The organism is Denitrovibrio acetiphilus DSM 12809, assembly GCF_000025725.1.
GTDB lineage: Bacteria > Chrysiogenota > Deferribacteres > Deferribacterales > Geovibrionaceae > Denitrovibrio > Denitrovibrio acetiphilus.
Genome location: NC_013943.1, coordinates 1846509 through 1866980 on the forward strand (window position 1 = coordinate 1846509; position 20472 = coordinate 1866980).

Annotated in this window: 19 protein-coding genes; 6 read left to right on the plus strand and 13 right to left on the minus strand. The window is 43.4% G+C overall.

Features of this window, described 5'->3' with window-relative positions; translation table 11 throughout:
* Window positions 1-14: 14 nt before the first annotated feature.
* Window positions 15-1724 (minus strand): DNA primase, encoded by a 1710-nt coding sequence (dnaG, locus tag DACET_RS08810; RefSeq protein ID WP_013011029.1) that lies wholly within the window; start codon window positions 1722-1724, stop codon window positions 15-17.
* A 182-nt stretch (window positions 1725-1906) separates the two neighbouring features.
* On the opposite strand from dnaG, the gene DACET_RS08815 reads away from it, so the two are divergent.
* Window positions 1907-2848: an ABC transporter ATP-binding protein gene (locus tag DACET_RS08815; RefSeq protein ID WP_013011030.1), complete on the plus strand. Its 942-nt coding sequence runs from the start codon at window positions 1907-1909 to the stop codon at window positions 2846-2848.
* Here DACET_RS08815 and DACET_RS08820 read toward each other — a convergent pair.
* Window positions 2845-4164 (minus strand): MATE family efflux transporter, encoded by a 1320-nt coding sequence (locus tag DACET_RS08820; RefSeq protein ID WP_013011031.1) that lies wholly within the window; start codon window positions 4162-4164, stop codon window positions 2845-2847. The genes DACET_RS08815 and DACET_RS08820 overlap by 4 nt on opposite strands.
* 123 nt (window positions 4165-4287) lie before the next feature.
* Between DACET_RS08820 and DACET_RS08825 the strand changes: the two genes are divergently transcribed.
* On the plus strand, window positions 4288-4974 hold the full coding sequence (locus DACET_RS08825) for a 3'-5' exonuclease (RefSeq protein ID WP_013011032.1): 687 nt from the start codon (window positions 4288-4290) through the stop codon (window positions 4972-4974).
* Between the two features lie 55 nt (window positions 4975-5029).
* Entirely contained in the window at window positions 5030-5434 is a 405-nt protein-coding gene (locus DACET_RS15585) for a ClpXP protease specificity-enhancing factor SspB (RefSeq protein ID WP_013011033.1), read from the plus strand.
* On the opposite strand, the gene DACET_RS08835 is transcribed toward DACET_RS15585, so the two are convergent.
* From DACET_RS08835 to DACET_RS08885, 11 genes are all read right to left on the minus strand, one after another.
* The gene (locus DACET_RS08835; protein WP_013011034.1) at window positions 5431-5862 is read right to left on the minus strand and encodes a C-GCAxxG-C-C family protein; all 432 of its coding nucleotides are present in this window, start codon (window positions 5860-5862) and stop codon (window positions 5431-5433) included. The genes DACET_RS15585 and DACET_RS08835 overlap by 4 nt on opposite strands.
* 13 nt (window positions 5863-5875) lie before the next feature.
* Complete coding sequence (locus tag DACET_RS08840; protein ID WP_013011035.1) at window positions 5876-7444, minus strand: hypothetical protein; 1569 nt, start codon at window positions 7442-7444, stop codon at window positions 5876-5878.
* Window positions 7445-7509: 65 nt separating this feature from the next.
* Entirely contained in the window at window positions 7510-7983 is a 474-nt protein-coding gene (greA, locus tag DACET_RS08845) for a transcription elongation factor GreA (protein ID WP_013011036.1), read from the minus strand.
* The gene (xseA, locus tag DACET_RS15590) at window positions 7976-9457 is read right to left on the minus strand and encodes an exodeoxyribonuclease VII large subunit (protein WP_013011037.1); all 1482 of its coding nucleotides are present in this window, start codon (window positions 9455-9457) and stop codon (window positions 7976-7978) included. Before xseA ends, greA begins: the two co-directional genes overlap by 8 nt.
* Window positions 9454-9759 (minus strand): FtsB family cell division protein, encoded by a 306-nt coding sequence (locus tag DACET_RS08855; RefSeq protein WP_013011038.1) that lies wholly within the window; start codon window positions 9757-9759, stop codon window positions 9454-9456. Before DACET_RS08855 ends, xseA begins: the two co-directional genes overlap by 4 nt.
* A 162-nt stretch (window positions 9760-9921) precedes the next feature.
* A complete protein-coding gene (locus DACET_RS08860; protein ID WP_013011039.1) occupies window positions 9922-10482 on the minus strand; it encodes a DUF4416 family protein in 561 nt (186 codons plus the stop codon).
* Entirely contained in the window at window positions 10482-10706 is a 225-nt protein-coding gene (gene hfq, locus DACET_RS08865) for an RNA chaperone Hfq (RefSeq protein ID WP_013011040.1), read from the minus strand. The genes DACET_RS08860 and hfq overlap by 1 nt, the downstream gene beginning before the upstream one ends.
* Window positions 10707-10781: 75 nt before the next feature.
* On the minus strand, window positions 10782-11687 hold the full coding sequence (miaA, locus tag DACET_RS08870; RefSeq protein ID WP_013011041.1) for a tRNA (adenosine(37)-N6)-dimethylallyltransferase MiaA: 906 nt from the start codon (window positions 11685-11687) through the stop codon (window positions 10782-10784).
* A complete protein-coding gene (gene mutL / locus DACET_RS08875; protein WP_013011042.1) occupies window positions 11684-13423 on the minus strand; it encodes a DNA mismatch repair endonuclease MutL in 1740 nt (579 codons plus the stop codon). Before mutL ends, miaA begins: the two co-directional genes overlap by 4 nt.
* A 3-nt stretch (window positions 13424-13426) precedes the next feature.
* Window positions 13427-14383 (minus strand): acetyl-CoA carboxylase carboxyltransferase subunit alpha, encoded by a 957-nt coding sequence (locus DACET_RS08880; RefSeq protein WP_013011043.1) that lies wholly within the window; start codon window positions 14381-14383, stop codon window positions 13427-13429.
* Between the two features lie 68 nt (window positions 14384-14451).
* The gene (locus DACET_RS08885) at window positions 14452-15291 is read right to left on the minus strand and encodes a DsbA family protein (RefSeq protein ID WP_013011044.1); all 840 of its coding nucleotides are present in this window, start codon (window positions 15289-15291) and stop codon (window positions 14452-14454) included.
* Between the two features lie 228 nt (window positions 15292-15519).
* Between DACET_RS08885 and ileS the strand changes: the two genes are divergently transcribed.
* From ileS to purH, 3 genes are all read left to right on the plus strand, one after another.
* Complete coding sequence (ileS, locus tag DACET_RS08890; RefSeq protein WP_013011045.1) at window positions 15520-18315, plus strand: isoleucine--tRNA ligase; 2796 nt, start codon at window positions 15520-15522, stop codon at window positions 18313-18315.
* Entirely contained in the window at window positions 18315-18791 is a 477-nt protein-coding gene (gene lspA / locus DACET_RS08895; protein WP_013011046.1) for a signal peptidase II, read from the plus strand. Before ileS ends, lspA begins: the two co-directional genes overlap by 1 nt.
* Window positions 18792-18920: 129 nt before the next feature.
* Entirely contained in the window at window positions 18921-20465 is a 1545-nt protein-coding gene (purH, locus tag DACET_RS08900) for a bifunctional phosphoribosylaminoimidazolecarboxamide formyltransferase/IMP cyclohydrolase (protein ID WP_013011047.1), read from the plus strand.
* Window positions 20466-20472 lie beyond the last annotated feature (7 nt).

Below are 20472 nucleotides of genomic sequence, written 5' to 3' on the forward strand. Positions count from 1 at the left end.
GAATCCTCCGGGGTTTACTTTTCCTGCAGCTTCTTTTTAGTATTGAACTTTTCTATTACTAATCTGCGCTTTTCATCCATATCAGAAGCGTCTTTTATCTTACGGTTCATGGAATCTTTCACAGAATTAGCCAGTATCTTTTCTCTACTGGCGGCTGCTGAACGGTACAAATCCGAATTCAAATCACTAACAAGAACAGGAGAAAGCTCCTTAGCTATATCGGGAGTACTCAAAAGGACATTGATATTATCACCATTTTCTAAAACATCAAGCACTTTCTTGTAGATTTCTGACATTCTTCTGTCATGAAAATATTCAGGCAGAATGTTGTCTGTATAGTTAAGCGCCACATCCTCCGGCAGCTGTACCAGAGCTGCTATGAAATCTCTTTCACAGAAGTAGGTAACACCCCTGCCCCTCTCCTGCTGTTTTTCAACTGTACCGCTCGTCCTTTTTAATGTAGTTTTCGCGGCAGAAATATCAATATCCTTTCTTAAGGTATTTTCATCCACCTGAAACATAACAGCTAATTTCTGTGCATAATAATCCTTCCGATATGGACTTTTAACGGATATAAGCATGCTCTTAATTTTATCAAGACTTCTGAGTTTTGCATTGAAATCTTTTGACTTTTTTAGAAGTACCTCTGCGGCAAAGAGAAAAAGATCCTTTTTCGCCCCTATTAGCTGGTCAAAACTATCTTTTCCATGCTTATCTATGAATGAATCCGGGTCTTCACCCTCCGGCAGAAATACCACATAAGGAAACGTATCCGCCTGCACGAAAGTTTCAAGACTTTTCAATGCAGATTTATAACCAGCCTGATCACCGTCAAAAAGCATGTATATATCTCCGGTATATCTCCGCAACAGACCTATATGATCGCTGGTGAGCGATGTTCCCATGGAGGCAACACAGTTTCCATAGCCGTATTCATGCAGACGCATAACATCAAAGTACCCCTCCACGACCATTGCGAACTCAGATTTGCGAAGTGACTGTTTCGCCTTGTCCATGTTGAACAGCACACGGCGTTTTTTAAATACCTCTGTCTCAGGCGAGTTGATGTATTTGGGCTGCTGGTCACTGATTGTCCGTCCGGAGAAAGCTATAGTCTTCCCCGTAACCCCTTTCACAGGGATCATAACACGATCGTAAAACATCAGCCGAAGCCCGTATTTCCCCTCTTTAAAAAGACCGGAGTTAATGAGAACCGACTTGTCGTATTTCCTTATGTATTTGGCGGGGTCAACATTAGGCGGGAAATAACCCACCTGATATTCCTCGAGGAGCCTGTCGCTGAATTTTCTTTCAGTAAGATATGCAAGAGCCTTTTTCCCTTCTATTGAATAAAGGTACTTGCGGGAATCTATAATAAGCTCTTCGTGCAGAGCAACGATATCTTTCGCATCCTTTGACGCTGTCTGGTCATACTCAATCTCCACACCGCAGCGCTCGCCAAGCATGCGCACAGCATCAGGGAAACTCAGTCCATGATATTTCATAGCAAAGGAGATTGCGTTTCCGCCCTCACCGCAGCCGAAACAGTGAAAATACCCTTTATCAGGATGTACGTTAAATGACGGCGTTTTTTCAGTATGAAAAGGGCAAAGCCCCTTAAAGCTGGAACCACCGGCTTTCTTCAACGGGACTACTTCATCAACAAGCTGATAAAGATCTGTTTGCTCAAGAATTTCATCGATTTTCGAGTCAGGAATTTTCAAGTGTGAAACCTCTTTTGAAACAGAGAAAAAAAATAAGCCAAACCAGGTGCAACAGACAACCAAAGAAACTTTTACGAAAATTATTGGATTACTGTGCAAAAAACACTCAGAATGACTACACTTCTTAACATCTCTATTTATATTTTATAGACATAGACGGAAATATCAAATATATTTTTCTAATGCTTGAAGTCAATGACCTAACAATAGAGCTGAAAAGCTCGTCCAACAGCTTTATAATCCTGCGCAGTGTTAACTTCACCCTGAAAAAAGGTGAGATTCTGGGCATCGCCGGTGAATCCGGCAGCGGCAAAACCATACTGGCAAAGACTATACTCAACCTGATTAAAAATCCAGTTGTAAAAACAGCAGGCGAGATTATTCTGGATGGAAAGACACTTAAAACTGAAAAAGATTTCAGAGCTGTCCGCGGCAAAAAGATATCTATGATATTTCAGAACCCCACCGCATCACTGAACCCTGTGTTCACTGTCGGCAGTCAGATCATAGAAACTATCCGCACCCATAATCCGGAAATATCAGCAAAAGAAGCGGAAAAAAGGGCAGAAGAACTGCTGTCAGAAGTTGAGATACCCCACCCCAAAGAACGGCTTAAATCTTTCCCCCATCAGCTTTCAGGAGGGATGAATCAACGGGTAATGATTGCGATGGCTCTTGCCTCTAGTCCCGAAATACTGATTGCGGACGAACCGACAACGGCACTGGATGTGACCATTCAGCAGCAGATAGTGGAACTAATTAAAAAACTTAACCGAGAAAAAGAGCTGTCGGTCATTTTCATAACTCACGATCTCTCACTTCTGGCGCAGGTAGCGGATGAGAGCTTTATAATGTACGCAGGGGAAATGATGGAGAGACTAACCGGCAAAGACCTTAAAGATGGCAACATGCGTCACCCATATACCAGGAACCTTCAGAACTGTGTGCCAAAACTCGGTGACAACAGAGAATTCCTGAACACAATCAAAGGAACCATAACATTCAACAATTCAGATTTTGATAATGCCTGCATCTTTCACCCTAGATGTGAAAAAGCCACTGATAAATGCCGTAAAGAAAAACCTGAATTCATAAACGGCTTCTCCTGTTTCTATCCACACTAGACCTTTATCGTCTTCCAGTGACCTTTACGGAAACGGCGCATGAGCACAAAAGCCCTGAACACCACTTCAAAAACGCAGACAACATATATCCATACGGGGGTATCAGTTACATATGATAAAACCCACGCAGGGAATATACGCACCCCCCAGAGAGATGCGGTATTTATATAAAATGTCCACTTTGTATCACCGGCTCCACGGAGACATCCGGACAATACGAATGTAACCGCAAGCGGAACCTGTGAAAACCCCATAATACGCAGATACATAGCCGCCTCATCCACTGTCGCCTGATTATCCGCAAAAAGACCTGCGAGGGGATAAGCAAAGGCAAACATCACAAACCCCATAAACCCCATAACAACCCCCGCAGACACTACTGTTGCGATGGCGTCACTCTCTGATTCTTCCGGTTTCCCTGCGCCAAGCCCCTGACCCACGAGCGCCATGCCGGCCATAGAAAATCCAACACCAGGCATAAATGCCATCCCTTCAAGGCGCAAACCTATCTGGTATCCGGCAAGACTGTCTACACCGTATTTTGCTACAAGAGCAGATAAAAATAGATATGACGGGTGAGTGGATATACGTTCTATCCAGACTGGAACACCAACCTTGAGTGCTCTCATCAGAAGACTGAAATCTGGTTTAGGAATTATCACTATCTTTCGGCGGACGAAATAAACATAAAGATAGAGAATTATCTGAAAATAGATCACCAGCACAGTTGCCAGAGCAGCACCTTGTATCCCCATAGGCTTAAAACCGAGATTTCCGAATATAAATACCCAGTCGAGAAAGACATTAAGGCAGTTTCCGGTAATACTTATCGCAAGAGGAACTTTTGTGGCGCCGATGGCATTCATACCACTGAAAAGAACTCCCATGACATACATTGCAGGAATGCCCAGTGCAAACGTTTTCATGTAAAGAGTCCCCTGCTCAACAACAACATCACCCGCATTAAGGATGCGGAAAAGAACTTCGCCATAGTCATAAGCAATATATGCCATGGGAATGGAGATCACAAACGAAAAACAAAGCATCATGAAAATAGTCTGCCCCGCCTTCTCCATATCCCTACCACCAAAGAAACGTGACACCAAAGCATTTGTCCCTGTATATATTAGTGACATAAAAGCATAAAGCAGCCCCATATACTGCATACTCACCCCGACAGCAGCAACACTGGCAGGAGAAATGCGCCCCACGAAAAACATATCTATCAGCCCCTGAACCATGTTCAGAAAGTTATGCATCGCAGACGGAATGGAAATACGAAGGACTCTACGGTATCTTTCATTGATAAACGGCATTTTTTACCTACTTTAGTTATAAGAAATATAATGTATGTCACGTGAAAGCATATTGCAATAAATCAATTCCTGATTTAATATAGACTCTAAATATAAAAGGATTCTAATTGGAGAACAAAGGACATGATCAGTAAACTGTTTAGCAAAAAGCAAAATACAGGAGTACCAAAAGACCCTGTAGCTATCTTTGTTAACAAAAAATGTGAAAATATAAATAATAACAAAACACTCAATACAGATATTCAAAACGCTGTTTTTTCTGTTATAGATACAGAAACCACCGGGCTGGATCTGAACGATGCCCGAATAATCAACGTTGCCGCGGTAAAAGTTCAGAATTTTAAAATTATAGACTTCTACAACTCTTTTATAAATCCTGAAACAGAAATACCTAAAGAATCTATTCAGTGGCATAACATAACAGATGAAATGGTAGCAGATAAACCAACAGCAGGGGAAGTCCTGCCGGATTTTCTAAACTTCGTTGACGATTCTATAATCGTCGGACACCATGTCACATTTGACATAAAGATGATAAACAAAGAGATGATGGACTCCTTCAGCTGCCAGATAAACAACAACTGGCTGGACACGATGCTGATATATTCCCACGCTATAATTAAAAAGGATGAAAGATATAGTCTTGATTATCTGCTTGACCTTTACAATGTTACCTGCAACGGCAGACACACTGCCCTTGGTGACGCTCTTGCCACAGCAGAGGTTTTCACTAAAATGATCATGCAGGCTAGCCGGGAGTTTAAAACCGTAAGAGAACTTTGTGACTGCCAGAAGTCTTTCATAGGATAAATCATTTTAATTGACTATAAAAAATCTGATGCTATAGTTAGTATAAGGTTTTGTTATGAATCAATTTAGACAGAATATTTTTCAGGAAATCCTGAAAAATTATGAAAAATTCTATGTCCACCTTATGCCGCATCCGGAGCTGATAATAGGGGTTCGCGGACTTCTTGGTGACGAAAATAAAAACGGACTTGTTCTTGTTTTCGGTCCTCACTCTTACGATAAATTATCTTTAGAAAGCGACTGCATTACAGTAAACATGAAATTTTCAGGAAGCTGGGAAAGCCTTTATATCCCATTAAATGCAGTAAGCGCAATATTCAACGATCCGGTAAAGCCCGAGTTTATGTTCAGCTTCAAACCTGTCGTAAGAACAGAAGGCTCCGAAGAAACCGTAATGGATGACCCTGCCGACAATGACTCCGGCGGTAAAATACTGGAATTCCCTAAAAGAAAAAACTAAATTTTGCGGTTTATATTAATCTCTTCTAAATAATCGAACAACATCGTAACTGTTTTCGCCGTCAATTTCTGACACATATCTGTCGCCTCTTCACCCTCATATCCTTCACGCAGTTTATTGCATATGGTGGTATCAAATTCCTTTATAAATATTTCTCTGAAATCTGCAATTACAGGATGAATGCCGTCAACGCTCTTAGAAGGATCATCCCTGCCAACAAGCATATTTAGAGCTGTAACACTCCCTGTGAGGGCTCCGCAGGCCTCTTCTCTGCTGCGCCCCATCCCACCGCCAAAACCTGTGACAAGGTTTGAATAAGAAAAACCTATCTCAGGCAGATAATACCTGCCCGCCATAAGCATAACTGTCTCGGCACAGTTATATCCAATCTGCATAATACTTAAAGTTTCGTCATAAATACTCTGCATATTTAATTATCTCCTATATATCCGGGTCGATAATGACTGGGCTTGTGTCCTTATATTGCGGCATAACCATTCCGGCAGTGGCGTTTATATATGTAGGGTCAGTGACAGAATAATGCTTCCCATTGTATTCAAGCATTGTTCCGGTGTTGTACTCTCCGAGGTCAATCGCTGCTGCTATATGCCCTGGGAAGTCAAGCATCACAATGTCCAGCTCCAAAAGGTTCTTGATCAGATAAGCAAACAGCACACTTCTGTCCTCACAGTCAGAGTACGGATAAAAAACTGTCTCTTCAGTAAAAAGAAATTTCTCACGCCCGAACTGAGCATCATCTGTTTTATACTGAAAAGCTGTCTGGACAAAATGAAGGATAATATCCACAGACTCTTTTGCATTCTTCCCTTCGATCAGTTTTTTAAGCTCCGGCAACAAGGTTTTATCAATCCATTCAGGAGTTTTTGCACTGGTGTATACCGACAGGTCGGCCTGTGGGAAATTATTCAGATATGCTATACTGTATCTATTCGCAATCGTTGTAATTTTATGCTCTTTCCCATCGACCGTAAAACTAAGGTCACGGGAAAAGCCTGCAAAACCAAGCTTAGGGTATAGCATTTTCTCGAGCCTAACCGGTTTATCCGCCTCTGGGTATTTCCCTTTATATGTATAAAGTGCCTCCGTTGTCTGCTTAGTACCAAAGACATCCACCACATAGTAGCGCACACCGGAAAATGTATAGTAAGAAACACCGTAAAGCTCTTTATCCGAAGGCACCATAACTTTGACAGTCCCTTCATCTGTGTAGCCTAATTTCGCGTTATACCCCGCCTTGTTCATGAAAAACCAAACCAGCATCTTCCTTTCAGGGATATCACCCAGAAGTTTTGCAGCAAAACGCTCCACCAGATTCACATATCCCCAGTCGCCAAGGTTCATCTCTTGGGCTTGTGACTGCATATAATTAAGTGTTGGTTTATAGTTTGATGACGCCACGGCTTCCCACCATGCGGCTATATTTTTAGATGACAGGGGCTTACCGACAGCAGTGACAAGTTTTTTATCAGTAGGAATATCAAGCTCTCTGCCATAGAAAGAAAGTCCAAGCCCCTTTGCCTCTTTCGAAGGCTCATAGGCAGGAGCAGGCTCTTTCACTGCTGGTGTTTGTGGCTGGGGGGCAACTGGCAAAGGAACAACCGGAGCAGGTTCCTTCACCACTGGGGGAACAGGAACCGGCTCCTTCACTATATCTTTTTCAGGTTCTTTTCGGGGTTCACCCACCGACACCGGCTCTTCAACAGGTTTCGGTGCAGGCTTCGGCTTTATGACCACAGGTTCCGGCTTAACATCCGGTTTAGCAACAGGTATCTCCACTGGTTTTGGCTTATCCAGAAGTGCCACCGGAGGTTTTCCGTCGTATGATTCCCACTTTTGCTTGAGGAAAGACGAAAACTCACGGTCAATCTCTTCCAGATAAGAATTATAAGCGCTCATCTCCTGCTTGAGATAATCGTCAAAAGAGAGTGCAAAAACCGAAAACACTGATGTTGATACAAGTAAGGCTGTAAGCCAGTATTTATGCTCCATAATTCACCTGCCATGATAAGTATTATATACTTACTAAGCGATTAAACGAGTGAAAAAGCACAAATCTAATTAAATTTTACTTCTAAAACTTCATATTCGAGTTCGCCGCCCGGAGCAACAACAAGTACCTCATCGCCAACTTTCTTGTTAACGAGAGCCCTTGCCAGAGGTGACATGATAGATATTGTACCGTTTGAAATATTAGCTTCGTCAGGTCCGACAATCTTATAATTTTTCTGTTCTTCTGTTTCTATGTTTTCAATAGTAACAGTAGCACCAAAGACTATCTTGTCTCCGGACAGAGATTTAGTATCGATAACCTGAAAGCGTCCCATCTTGCTTTCAAGCTCTGCAATCCTGGCCTCAATCATCCCCTGCCTCTCTTTGGCAGCGTCATATTCAGCATTTTCACTGAGGTCACCGTGGCTGCGTGCTTCTGCAATAGCTGCAACGATTTCTTTTCTGTCAATTGTTTTGAGCTTTTCCAGCTCTTTTTTAAGCCTGGCATAACCTTCCGTAGTGATCGGAATTCTATCCATCGTTTTCCTCCGAGACTTTCTTTCCGGTAACGAAGCTGTTAATATAGCCATCATTTAGCCTTATTTCAAGCTCATCTTGCAACGAGATGTCAAAAACACTCTTAACCGGCTTCCCGTCCTTCATCACAAAGCTATATCCTTTTGACAGGATATTGTGTGGATCAAGAGCTTCCAGTTTTGCTGTCAGCGGCGTCAGTCTATTTTTATTATCAGATATTTCAGAGCGGGCAGCAGTCTGTATTCTATATAGCAGACTGTCCAGTTTACTTTTATATTTTTCAGCTTTCCTGTCTGGGGCATACCTTGCAACAGTTTGCATCAAATTATTTATTTTATCGGATTCCGTCCGTTTTTTTGCAAGCAGAGCATCCTTCAGCCGTCTTTCATAATCGCTGAGGCTGCTTTTGCGTCGTTCCAGTTCATTCTGAGGCGTAAGCTTCGCCATTACTTTTGACAATTCATTCACACGGCTTTTCCCCGTATGGACAGACTGAAGCATGTGTAACGACAAAGACTTAACCATATGCTCAAGGTGTCTTCTGTCTGACAAAACCCTCTTCGCAGGAGACGCACTATTAACAGAAGATATCAGCATATCCAGACGTTGATTAGCCGTCATCATCTGCTGATTCATGATGTTTATCATCCGTCTGCCAAAATCCTTCAGATCGCGCCCTGCACTTCTGTACCCCTCACCTAACAGGCTGGCAGCAGCCGTGGGGGTGGCGACCCGTACATCAGCCACAAAATCGCATATCGAAACATCACGCTCGTGACCTATGGCGCTCACAGTAGGAACCTCACACGCAGCAAGAGCCCTCGCCACATACTCTTCATTAAAAACAGCAAGATCCTCCAGAGAACCTCCGCCGCGCATAAGCACCACAACATCATATCTATCTGTCATGGCACCCGCTTTCGAAAGAGCACTGACTATAGGGGCAACAGCGTCCTTCCCCTGAACAGGAACTCCCCATATATCCACTTCGAAAACAACGTCGTTGTTCTTCATAGTGATAAGGAAATCCTTTATAGCCGCCCCTTCAGGAGAGGTAATTACTGCAACACGTTTCGGGAGAAAAGGGAGCGCCTTTTTAAGCTCTTCAGCAAAAAGCCCCTCTTCTTCAAGTTTTTTCCTGACCTCTTCGAAAAGCTGCCAGAACAGCCCGACAGAATCGTAGTCAAGTTTTTTCACCAGAAGCTGATAGTTCCCCCCTGCCTCATAGACAGTAAGTTCCCCAACGGCTTCCACGCTATCTCCGTTTTTAGGGCTGTAATCGAGCTTTCCAGCCATCCCACGAAACATAACACACTTTATCTGTGCTTTTTCGTCCTTCATGACAAAATACAGATGCCCAGCGGGCGAGCGTGAAAAACTGGATATCTCGCCTTTCACAGCTACATTATCCGCAAAGGTATTTTCAATGAGCCCTTTTACAGCTCTTGTAATTTCCGTAACGGTATATTTTTTCATTTATTCTTTTCAGGAGTTCCTTCGGGAGTATCTTTAGGGTCTTCGATAATATACAGGTCTTCGTCAGGTTTCTTAAGGCTTAGTTCTTTCTTAATAACCATTTCAAGATATTCGACATTCTTACGCACTTGCTTAAGCTCATTATCGAGATCGTTCACTTTTTTCTCTGTGACATGAAGCTGAAGCTCATAATTATTTTTTATGCGTACAAGTTCCCTGTATTTAAGCAGACCGTTATGACCAAATATCATATAGGCGGCAAGAACGGCTATTACTATCAGGAAAACTATATTAACCTTCATGAAACCTCTTTAAAAATAACGGCTTAACTAAAATTTTCTATAACTTCAATCATTATATATTTATACCATATTTGAAGAATTTTGTCATAATAAAAATCTACAGCTAAAAGGTTAAGTAAAACCCTGCATCACAATCTTACAAAAAAATAATGAATTATTGAATTATCTTGAAGGGACAATACCGCAAGTGTCAGACATTCCGATACTCTCTTCCAGAAGCTTACGTGCCTTTTCGAAAAACCCAAGCGTAGAATCAAAAGAATAGTCCTGAAATGTCCACTCCAGAGGAACATAGCGCCCTTTTCTGCGGTAAAGCTGAAGATCTCCGTAGATATTATCTCTGAGATAAACTCTGTGGGTGAAGTTTTTTGTACTGGCAGCAACGATTTTTTCCATTGCAACATAACCTGGATCAATGTTGATCACTCGTTTGCAGTCCTGCTGAAGCCCGTCTTCGATGCTGACGGCATGTATCTTATAATCAGGAAGGTCGTCAGGCTGCTCAATCCTGTCATAAAGCGCAAAGTATTTTACAAGATTCTGCCCCATCTCACGTTCATAGTATGAAGTATGGGAAAAGTCGAACTCCGGAGACCTCAGTATAGGCTCACCAAAAATAGGTGCAGCTATAGAATCCGGATCTTTCACCAGGTCTTTGTTGTAGAGTATCGCATTAAAATAGATAACCATTCCGGTTTGTTTAAAACCGCCGCCCGTAACCATCAGTTCATTTCGATTTCGAGAATCTCCTCAGACGGCTCGATGGTTGAAATTGCGTGTTTGTAGATCATCTTCTGAGATTCATCTTTAAGTATTACAACGAAATTGTCGAAGCCTTTCACATAGCCTTCGATTTTTACACCGTTAACAAGGTATATAGTCGCAGATATGCGCCTTTTTCTAAGGTGATTGAGAAATACATCCTGAATATTGATCTTTTTGCTCATCCGGTTTACCCCCTGAATAAAGAAATCATGAACTGATAACTCTGTACGTTAATTTATAAAATAATTCGTTTATATTCAAGTAAAAAAGAACTTATCTAATCTTTTTAACTCATTTGCATCTGATAAGTCCACATATTTTATTTCTGACATATGTCTGAACCATGTCAGCTGACGTTTCGCGAAATTTCTTGTTCTGGTTTTGATTTTCTCAGAAACAGTATCCACGCTTACTTTGTCTCTGATGCAGCCTGCTATGTCACGATAGCCTATGGCCTTAAATGAATCCAGCTTCTCACTATATCCCATTTCAAGTAATTTCTGAACCTCTTTCTCCCAGCCGGAGTTAATCATTAGGTCAACACGCCTGTTTATCCTGTTATATATTTTTTCACGTTCTTCGGTGAGAACGAAAATTGCATAATCGTAGTCAGGGTTACGGTGAAATTCTGCCTGAGCATCGCCGACATTCATCTTAAGCTGACGGTTGAGCTCCAGCCCTCTCATGATTCGTGCTCGGTCTGCGGGCTTAATCTTCTCTGCAAAGACTGGATCAATGCCTGCAAGCTCTTCATAAAGCGCCTCTGCACCCTTTTGCTCCATCTGATCTTCGATGTCCCTGCGGATATTCTCATCTCTGTCAGGACCTGCAAATATACCCTTTTGGAGGGTTTCGACATACATTCCTGTACCGCCTGCCACAACAGGTATATTACCACGCCCGAGAATGTCTCTTATGCATTTCTGTGCCTGCTCGAAAAACACACCGGCGGAATAAGTTTTGTCCGGTGTATAGATATCTATCAGGTGATGCGGAGCTTTTTTAAGCTCTTCTGAGTCCGCCTTTGCTGTTCCGATATCCATATATTTATAAACCTGATACGCATCAGCACTTATTATCTCAATATTGTATCTCTCGGCAAGCCCCAGCACAACAGCAGTCTTTCCGGCTGCCGTAGGACCAGTTATCACAGGTATTCTCATCTGCCGAACTTCCTGAGAAAAAACTCTTCCGGCTGTTTAAAAACTATTGGTCTGCCGTGAGGACAGGTATACGGATTGTCAGTGGTGAAAAGGTCGCTCACAAGCCTCCGCATTTCATGCATCTCCAGTTTGTCGCCGGCTTTAACAGCAGCCTTACAGCTCATCACAAGTGCTCTGTAATCAACACTGGTATCTTTCCGCTCTTCCAGCATATCAGCCAATATCCCCTTGACCTGAGCTTCTATGTCACGGTTAAGAACATCTGTCGGCACACGGCTCACTTTCAGGCTTTCACCGCCGAACGACTCTATTTCGTAGCCGAATTTATCAAAAACATCTTTACTGTCTTCTGCCACAGCGAGTTCATCTTCACCTACATTAATCAGCAGCGGCTCATACATAACCACGCTCGGAACTGTCATGGCTGCTTCCCTGATGAATTTTTCATAGAGAACCCGCTCATGGGCAACATGCTGGTCGATAAAAAGAGCTTCCCCGTCCTTCTCACAAACTATGACAGTGTTGAAAAGTTGCCCTACCACACGCACAGCGCTCTCTGCACCGGACTGCTCAGGGATATGGACTATCTCCGCACTGCTCCTGTGCTCATATTCCACAACTTCCATTTCGCTTGCGATGTCGTAACTCTGGGTTGCGAACTGGTGGTCATATTTTGTATCCGGCTCCGGTCTGGAATAGGAATTTGATGTGATATGCTCTGTCGAATCGGGTGTGCGCATCTGCACCCCCTGATCGTGTCCGGCATCATCAAGCCTGTTTTTTATATTGTGATGCACAAAGCTGAATATATCTCTGGCATCCAGTAATTTTACAGTAGTCTTGGCAGGGTGAACATTCACATCGACCTTATCAGGGTCAACATGAAGCGAAACGGCACACGCAGGAAATTTCCCGTCCGGTATCATGCGGTGATAGGCAGTTACAACAGCCTGAACAATCGAAGGGTCTTTGACAACACGTCCGTTCACCCCTACAATTATCATATCCTTTCTGTACCTCTGCACAGTGGCAAGTGAAGTTACGAAACTGAGCTTCATCCCTTCATATTCACTCTCACCGTAGACAAGGTCTTTCTCGCGGGTCACCTGAACAGCTCTCGCCGTCATGTCCATACCCGCTGTTGCTGTATAAGTGTTTTTACCGTTAATGCTTAGTTCGATGGCAATATTAGGATTTATCACGCTGAAAAAACGCACAAATTTTGCAATTTCACGCTCTTCTGCTGAGAAACTTTTAAAAAACTTCAGTCTGGCAGGAACGTTTGCAAAGAGAGACCTGACCTCAACGGTTGTCCCTTCTATGGCTGGGGCAGGCACACCGGAAGGAGTTCCGCCGTGTTTAATGCGTATCTCCGCACCATCATAATCTTTTCTGCACGACCTTATAGAGAAATCAGAAACAGAAGAGATGGCAGCGAGAGCCTCTCCTCTGAAACCAAAGGTTTTGACATTATAAACGTCATCCGCATTTTTAATTTTGCTGGTGGCAAACCTCTGTAGTGCAGCAGGCAGATCGTCCGGCAGAATGCCACGACCGTTATCTGTGACACGAACCATCCCCACACCGCCATTCTCCACAACAACGGATATGCGTGTTGCTCCTGCGTCTGCGGAGTTCTCCATCAGCTCTTTTACGACATTAAACGGCCGCTCGACAACTTCGCCGGCGGCCACCATATTTGCTACATCTTCACTTAATATTAATATTTCATTCATAAATTATTCTGCAAAGACACCCATCGAACGGTACTTTTGATATCTGTCTTCAAAAAGTTCATCTCTGGACATCTTTTTCAAATCTGCGAGAGAGCGCATAAGAAAATCTTTCACCCTCTCTGCTGTCAGTGTATGGTCTCTGTGGGCACCGCCCGCAGGCTCCTGTATTATCTCGTCGATAATATCCAGCTCTTTAAGGTCTTCTGATGTGAGCTTAAGCGCTTCTGCTGCTTTACCGGCATAGGCAGCATCTTTCCAGAGGATAGACGCACAGCCTTCAGGGCTGATTACAGCATAAATAGAGTGCTCCAGCATCGCCACACGGTTACCCATAGCTATCCCGAGCGCGCCACCGGAACCACCCTCACCTGTCACAACGGTAACCATAGGAACAGTTAGCTCCGCCATCATCATAAGACATCTGGCTATAGCTTCCGCCTGTCCTCTCTCTTCTGCACCGATACCGGGATATGCACCGGGTGTATCTATAAAGGTTATCAGTGGTCTGTTGAAGTTTTCCGCCATCTCAAACATACGCTGAGCCTTGCGGTAGCCTTCGGGGTTCGCCATACCAAAGTTTCGGTAGATATTCTCTTTGGTGTTACGCCCCTTCTGGTGCCCCATAACAAGAACAGGTTCACCGTTCAGCTTTGCAGTTCCACAGACAATAGCCGGATCGTCACGGTAAAGCCTGTCGCCGTGCAGTTCAACAAAATCAGTAAAGATATTATTGATATAATCCAGCGTATAAGGTCTATCCGGATGTCTCGCCACCATAACTTTCTGCGGCGGGGTCAGTTTCTTATAAACATTGGCTTTCATCTTCGCCAGCTTGTCTTCAAGGCTTTTCAGCTCTTTGTCTATGTCGCCGCTTCCGATACCGGAAACGTTCTTAATCTCGTCAATACGGCTTTCGATCTCCAGTATAGGAGCCTCAAAGTCCAGTGTATGCATGGGCATAGTTCACCTCTTAAATCATCAGCTAATGGTTGCCTATAATAACTATTGTTTCTGGCAATATCAAGACCTTACTTAAAGCTGTCCAGAGCAAGATTATACATGCTCTGTTTAAATCCGCCAACAGGTTTCCCGTCGAAGAAGAGCTCTGGTGTGCCTGTGATGCCGAGATCAGCAGCCATATCAGCCTGCATTTTAATTTTGCCTGCAACGGAAGGTGACTTAACAAGGGCTTTAAATTTCGCTGCATCTTTTGTCATCTTAGCGAAATGCTCTATAATCTCCTCATCCGGTTTGGCATCAAACTCTTTATTTGTTCTGTAAAGGTCGTCACCGAAATCTGCGCCCACCTCTTTACCAGCTTCAAATATCTGAGCATAAATCTGTGCTTTCGGATGGAATGAAAGTGGAAGGTGCATCATATAAACAGCAACATCAAGATTCCGCCTTTCAATTTCGCTGTGGAGGTACTCGTACGCCTTTCTGCAATACGGACACTGGAAATCGCTCACTTTTACAATAACATGTTTGGCGTCTTTGTTACCTTCCATGAGAGTAAGTTTTGAAAGATCCATCTCAACCTTTTCGGAAGCATTAAATGTCAGAATATCCTTAAGGCTTGTGTTTCCGTCAATGGTGAGTATGTCCGGCATGATGTACTTGCCGTCTGAAAAAACAAACTGTTCCTGACTCCGTCCTGATGCCGGATCAGAAAGTGTCATTTGTATAAAATAAAGTCCTTTAGGCTCTTTAACTTTGCTTATAACCTGTATTTTTATATCAAGCGGAATCTCATTCTCTTTAAAATATTTCTTCATACCACTTTCGACTTTTGCTCCGATATCTTCCGCAAAAGCCTGCCCTGTAAACAACATTGCGAATGCCATCAGGGTTAAAATCAATTTTTTCATACGTGTTCCTCCGTAAAATATGTTCATTTTATTATTTATACTTACATTACTAAGAACGGCAACACCTATTTTTGTTCAGGTGTTTATGTAAATAATTGTCTCCTTCTACTTGATAAAATCTCCATTTGGTGCTAATTAATCCGTTCTACATATTATGTGGTTCAGCACTACAGGTGCGTTCAAAATCGCAAATTATGTTGTCTTTTCAGAATTATCAGGAGCTGTTAAATGGACTACAAAGATACGCTTAACCTTCCAAAGACTGATTTCCCTATGAAAGCCAGTCTGACGACCAAAGAACCGGAGAGATTAAAAAAATGGGAAGAAGACAAGGTCTACGAAAAAATGCTCGCCGCAAGAGACAAAAACAACCCATATATACTTCACGACGGTCCTCCTTATGCCAACGGCGAAATCCACATCGGACACGCCATGAACAAAATTCTGAAAGACATTATTATTAAAATTAAAGCTTTTGAAGGGTATTACACACCTTATGTCCCTGGATGGGACTGCCACGGTCTGCCCATCGAACACAAGGTAGACAAAAAGCTGGGCAAAAAGAAATATGAAATGTCCAAATCTGAAATACGCAAAGAGTGCCGTAAATACGCTGACAAGTTCATAGATGTTCAGCGTCAGGGTTTTATACGTCTCGGCGGTTTCGGCGACTGGTACAACCCTTACATTACTATGGACTATAAATATGAGGCTAAAACACTCGAAGAACTTTACCGCTTTTTCGATAACGGCGGAGTGTATAAGGGGCTGAAACCTGTATACTGGTGCACAAGCTGCACCACTGCCCTTGCCGAGGCAGAGGTGGAATACGATAACCACACATCAACATCTGTGTTTGTCAAATTCCCTATGAAAGATGAATTCAAGGCTAAGTTCGGTCTGGCAGAATCAGATAAAGTTTCTGCTGTTATCTGGACAACAACACCCTGGACTCTGCCGGCAAACCTCGGAATATGCGTCAACGCAGACCTTGAATATTCCATCATAAAAATCACTGAAACTTGTAATAAAAACCTCGCTGAAGGTGAATACATAATCCTCGCCACTGAGCTTGCAGAAAAGCTTAAAGAGGATTTCCAGATACACGCATCTGAATCTGCCAAAGTATTCAGAGGAACCGAGCTTGAAAGAGTAGAGTTCAAACATGCATTCTACGACAGGATTTCTCTCGGCATACTCGGCAGCCATGTCACGCTGGAAGCCGGTACAGGACTTGTCCACACTGCTCCCGGTCACGGTCAGGAAGACTATCAGGTCGGGCTTCAGTACGGGCTCGAGATATACAACCCTGTAGATGACAGAGGCGTATACAGACCGAATGTTGAGATATTCGGCGGAGAACACATCAATAAAGCAGGCCCGAAAATAGTCGAAATGATGGATGAGCAAGGGTCACTCCTCTCTCACAGTGACATAAGCCACTCATACCCTCACTGCTGGAGATGTAAAAGCCCTGTTATTTTCCGTGCAACACCTCAGTGGTTTATCGGCATGGAGATAAACGACCTCCGTCAAAAAGCGCTGGACGAAATCAAAAAAGTGCGCTGGACACCATCATGGGGAGAAAACAGGCTCACAACTATGATAGAAAACAGACCCGACTGGTGTATAAGCAGACAGAGAACATGGGGTGTCCCTATTGCTGTGTTCTTATGTGAGGACTGCGGAGAAGTTGTTACCAGTAAAGAAATTCAGGCTAATGTTGTGAAAGCATTCGAAGAAGAAGGCGCTGACGCATGGTTTGACAGACCAAATGAAGACTTTATTCCGGCGGGAACAACATGCAAATGCGGAGGAACAAGATTCTCTAAAGAGACAGATATACTTGATGTGTGGTTTGACTCCGGTACATCTCACTCTGCGGTACTTGAGGAACGTGACGAGCTTTCATGGCCTGCGAATATGTACCTCGAAGGTTCTGACCAGCACAGAGGGTGGTTTCACTCTTCCCTGCTTGAAAGTGTCGGTTCAAGGGGCGTTGCGCCGTATAAAGAGGTTCTCACACACGGTTTTGCTATGGACGGTAAAGGACGCAAAATGTCCAAGTCTCTTGGCAATACTGTTGACCCCAAAGAGATAATAAACAAATTCGGCGCAGAGATACTCCGCCTGTGGGTTTCTGCTGAGGACTATACAGAAGATGTCCGCATATCGCAGGATATAATACAGCGTCTGGTGGAATCATACAGAAAGATAAGAAACACAGCCAGATACCTTCTAGGCAACATCAGCGACTTTAACCCTGACACAGATATGGTGGCGTTTGAAGATATGCTCGACCTCGACAGATACGCTCTGGTAAGGTGGCAGCAGGTAAAAAAACGCATATACGAAGCCTATGACAACTACCAGTTCCATACCTTCTACCATGCATTCATAAATTTCTGCATAGGCGACCTGTCATCCTTTTATCTGGACATCCTGAAAGACAGGCTATACGCATATAAATATGACTCACGCGAACGCAGATCCGCACAAACAGTGCTCTTCAAGATGGTTCGCGAAATGAGTATACTTATGGCTCCTGTCCTCTCTTTCACAGCGGATGAGATATTTGAGTTCATCCCTGATTACAAAGGTAAGGGTGAAAACATTTTCATAGAAAAATTCGCACCTGTCGAAGAACTTAAAGACGAAGCAAACACCGCCAAGTGGAAAAAGATACTTGAAGTCCGTAAAGAAGTTACGAAAGCTCTGGAAATCGCCCGTGCGGAAAAAACAATCGGTCACCCGCTGGACGCAGACATCATCCTCGGTGTAGATGCTGAGACAGCTAAAGCTCTCGTTGCTGACGAGGGAATAGAGCGTATTTTCATCGTTTCTGAAGTTAAGATAGTTGATCCTTCTGAGCTTTCAGACTGCCACGTTTCAGAAGAAGGAAATATAAAAGTTAAAGTAACACCTTCTGAAAACAGCAAATGTGAGAGATGCTGGACAAAGTCCCCGACTGTCGGTGAGAAGACTGAAGGGATATGCAGCAGATGTGCTGAGGCTCTTTCATAATGAAAAAAATACTTATATCGTCAGTTGTGTTCATTGTAATTCTTGATCAGTGGACGAAACTGTATATTAAAAATAATTTTGACCTTTACGAACTGCGACCTGTTATCGACGGTTTTTTCAGCATCACCTATGTGCTGAACCCGGGCGCTGCATTCGGTATGCTCGCAAAGCTTGACGATTCATACAGACAGGGATTTTTCGTAATCATCACAGCAGTTGCGATACTGGCTGTGATATACCTGATGTCTAAAGAGAAAGACATGAAGATACGCCTTGTGTCATACACCCTTATACTGGCAGGTGCCATAGGCAACTTTATTGACAGGATTTACATAGGCAAGGTCGTGGATTTCCTTCATTTCTACTACAAACAGTATCAGTGGCCTGCGTTCAACGTGGCGGATATCGCTATCTCTGTGGGCATAGGGATTCTGTTTCTGGACTACATAATTTTAAGCAACAGGAGCAAAAGATAATATCATTGCAAGCCTGAAAGCTGGAGCAGCCCCTGAAACTTTTCGTGAGAAAATAATAACGGCTGCTTCGGCTAACTGCTTTTCGCAATGTCATCACCAGCTCCTATAAATATTAACGAGGTTATATTAATGAAAGTAATGCCGAAAACCGCATTGATCAGCGTCTCTGACAAAAGCGGAATCGTTGAGTTCGCAAGAGGACTTAAAAAGCACGATGTTAAGATCATCTCCACAGGAGGAACAGCAAAACTCCTCGCTGAAAGCGGTATCGATATTATTGAGATCGGCGATTTTACAGGGTTTCCTGAAATGCTTGACGGCAGAGTTAAAACCTTACACCCAAAAGTGCACGGCGGAATTCTAAATATCCGTGATAATGAGGCACATCAGGCAACAATGCAAGAGCACGGTCTCGAAAACATAGACATGGTTGTTGTAAACCTCTACCCCTTTGAGGCAACTGTAGCGAAAGGCGCAGACCATGAAGAGGTTGTAGAAAATATCGACATCGGCGGTCCTTCTATGATTCGTTCCGCAGCTAAAAATCATAAATTCGTCACTATCGTTGTCGATAACGGCGACTTCGACAGAGTGCTCACAGAGATGGACAACGGCGGCACAGAGCTTGAAACACGTATCGACCTCGCCAGAAAAGCATACTCTCACACAGGTGTTTACGACTCTATCATAGCCGGCTACTTTAACCGTAAACTCGGCGTAAAATTCCCAGAAGAAATCGCTATTCCGGCACGTAAAAAACAACCTATGAGATATGGCGAGAACCCTCATCAGGAATCTGCTTTTTATGTTAAACCTCTTGTAAATGAAGCCTCTGTCGCAACAGGAAGGCAGTTACACGGTAAAGAGCTGTCATTCAACAACATAGTAGACATTCAGGCGACACTTGAGCTTATCAAAGAATTCAGACAGCCGGCTGTGGCCATTATTAAGCATACAAACCCCTGCGGATGTGCAGTCGGTGAAACACTGTCCGAAGCATACGACAAAGCTCTTGAGTGTGACCCTGTATCTGCATTCGGAGGTATAGTCGGTGTTAACCGTGAAGTGGACAGAGAACTTGCCGACAAGCTTTCCAACATCTTTCTTGAGGTTGTACTCGCTCCGTCTTTCTCCGAAGATGCGCTGGAAGTGCTTCAAGCCAAAAAGAATATAAGGCTCATAGAGCTTGGCGATATAACAGGCGGACGCGACAACGAACTGGATATTAAAAATGTCACAGGCGGAATTCTCCTTCAGGACAGAGACCTGCACGAAATAGAAGATATCAGAAAACTGGACATCCCCACTGACAGAAAACCGACCAAAGAGGAATATGAAGCACTCAACTTTGCATGGATAGTTGCAAAACATGTTAAATCAAATGCTATAATCTATACAAAAGCAGACAGAACAATAGGTGTGGGCGCAGGGCAGATGAGCCGTGTGGATTCTTCCAAAATTGCAGCATCCAAAGCTAAAACAGACCTTAAAGGCGCAGCTATGGCATCTGATGCTTTCTTCCCTTTCAGAGACAGTGTGGACGAAGCCGCAGAAAGAGGCATCACAGCCATTATCTCCCCCGGAGGATCTATCAGAGACGAAGAGGTGATAACTGCTGCGAACGAACATGGCATTGCTATGGTTTTCACAGGCGTGCGCCATTTCAAACATTAAAAAATGA

Coding starts and splice junctions, on each gene's coding strand:
- DACET_RS08840 (WP_013011035.1), bottom strand. CDS start 7,444: ATGGAGCATAAATACTGGCTTACAGCCTTACTTGTATCAACATCAGTG.
- DACET_RS08820 (WP_013011031.1), bottom strand. CDS start 4,164: ATGCCGTTTATCAATGAAAGATACCGTAGAGTCCTTCGTATTTCCATT.
- lspA (WP_013011046.1), top strand. CDS start 18,315: ATGAAAAAAATACTTATATCGTCAGTTGTGTTCATTGTAATTCTTGAT.
- miaA (WP_013011041.1), bottom strand. CDS start 11,687: ATGAGAATACCTGTGATAACTGGTCCTACGGCAGCCGGAAAGACTGCT.
- ileS (WP_013011045.1), top strand. CDS start 15,520: ATGGACTACAAAGATACGCTTAACCTTCCAAAGACTGATTTCCCTATG.
- hfq (WP_013011040.1), bottom strand. CDS start 10,706: ATGAGCAAAAAGATCAATATTCAGGATGTATTTCTCAATCACCTTAGA.
- DACET_RS08880 (WP_013011043.1), bottom strand. CDS start 14,383: ATGCCCATGCATACACTGGACTTTGAGGCTCCTATACTGGAGATCGAA.
- DACET_RS15585 (WP_013011033.1), top strand. CDS start 5,030: ATGAATCAATTTAGACAGAATATTTTTCAGGAAATCCTGAAAAATTAT.
- DACET_RS08855 (WP_013011038.1), bottom strand. CDS start 9,759: ATGAAGGTTAATATAGTTTTCCTGATAGTAATAGCCGTTCTTGCCGCC.
- greA (WP_013011036.1), bottom strand. CDS start 7,983: ATGGATAGAATTCCGATCACTACGGAAGGTTATGCCAGGCTTAAAAAA.
- xseA (WP_013011037.1), bottom strand. CDS start 9,457: ATGAAAAAATATACCGTTACGGAAATTACAAGAGCTGTAAAAGGGCTC.
- DACET_RS08885 (WP_013011044.1), bottom strand. CDS start 15,291: ATGAAAAAATTGATTTTAACCCTGATGGCATTCGCAATGTTGTTTACA.
- DACET_RS08860 (WP_013011039.1), bottom strand. CDS start 10,482: ATGGTTACGGGCGGCGGTTTTAAACAAACCGGAATGGTTATCTATTTT.
- DACET_RS08825 (WP_013011032.1), top strand. CDS start 4,288: ATGATCAGTAAACTGTTTAGCAAAAAGCAAAATACAGGAGTACCAAAA.
- mutL (WP_013011042.1), bottom strand. CDS start 13,423: ATGAATGAAATATTAATATTAAGTGAAGATGTAGCAAATATGGTGGCC.
- DACET_RS08835 (WP_013011034.1), bottom strand. CDS start 5,862: ATGCAGAGTATTTATGACGAAACTTTAAGTATTATGCAGATTGGATAT.
- purH (WP_013011047.1), top strand. CDS start 18,921: ATGAAAGTAATGCCGAAAACCGCATTGATCAGCGTCTCTGACAAAAGC.
- DACET_RS08815 (WP_013011030.1), top strand. CDS start 1,907: ATGCTTGAAGTCAATGACCTAACAATAGAGCTGAAAAGCTCGTCCAAC.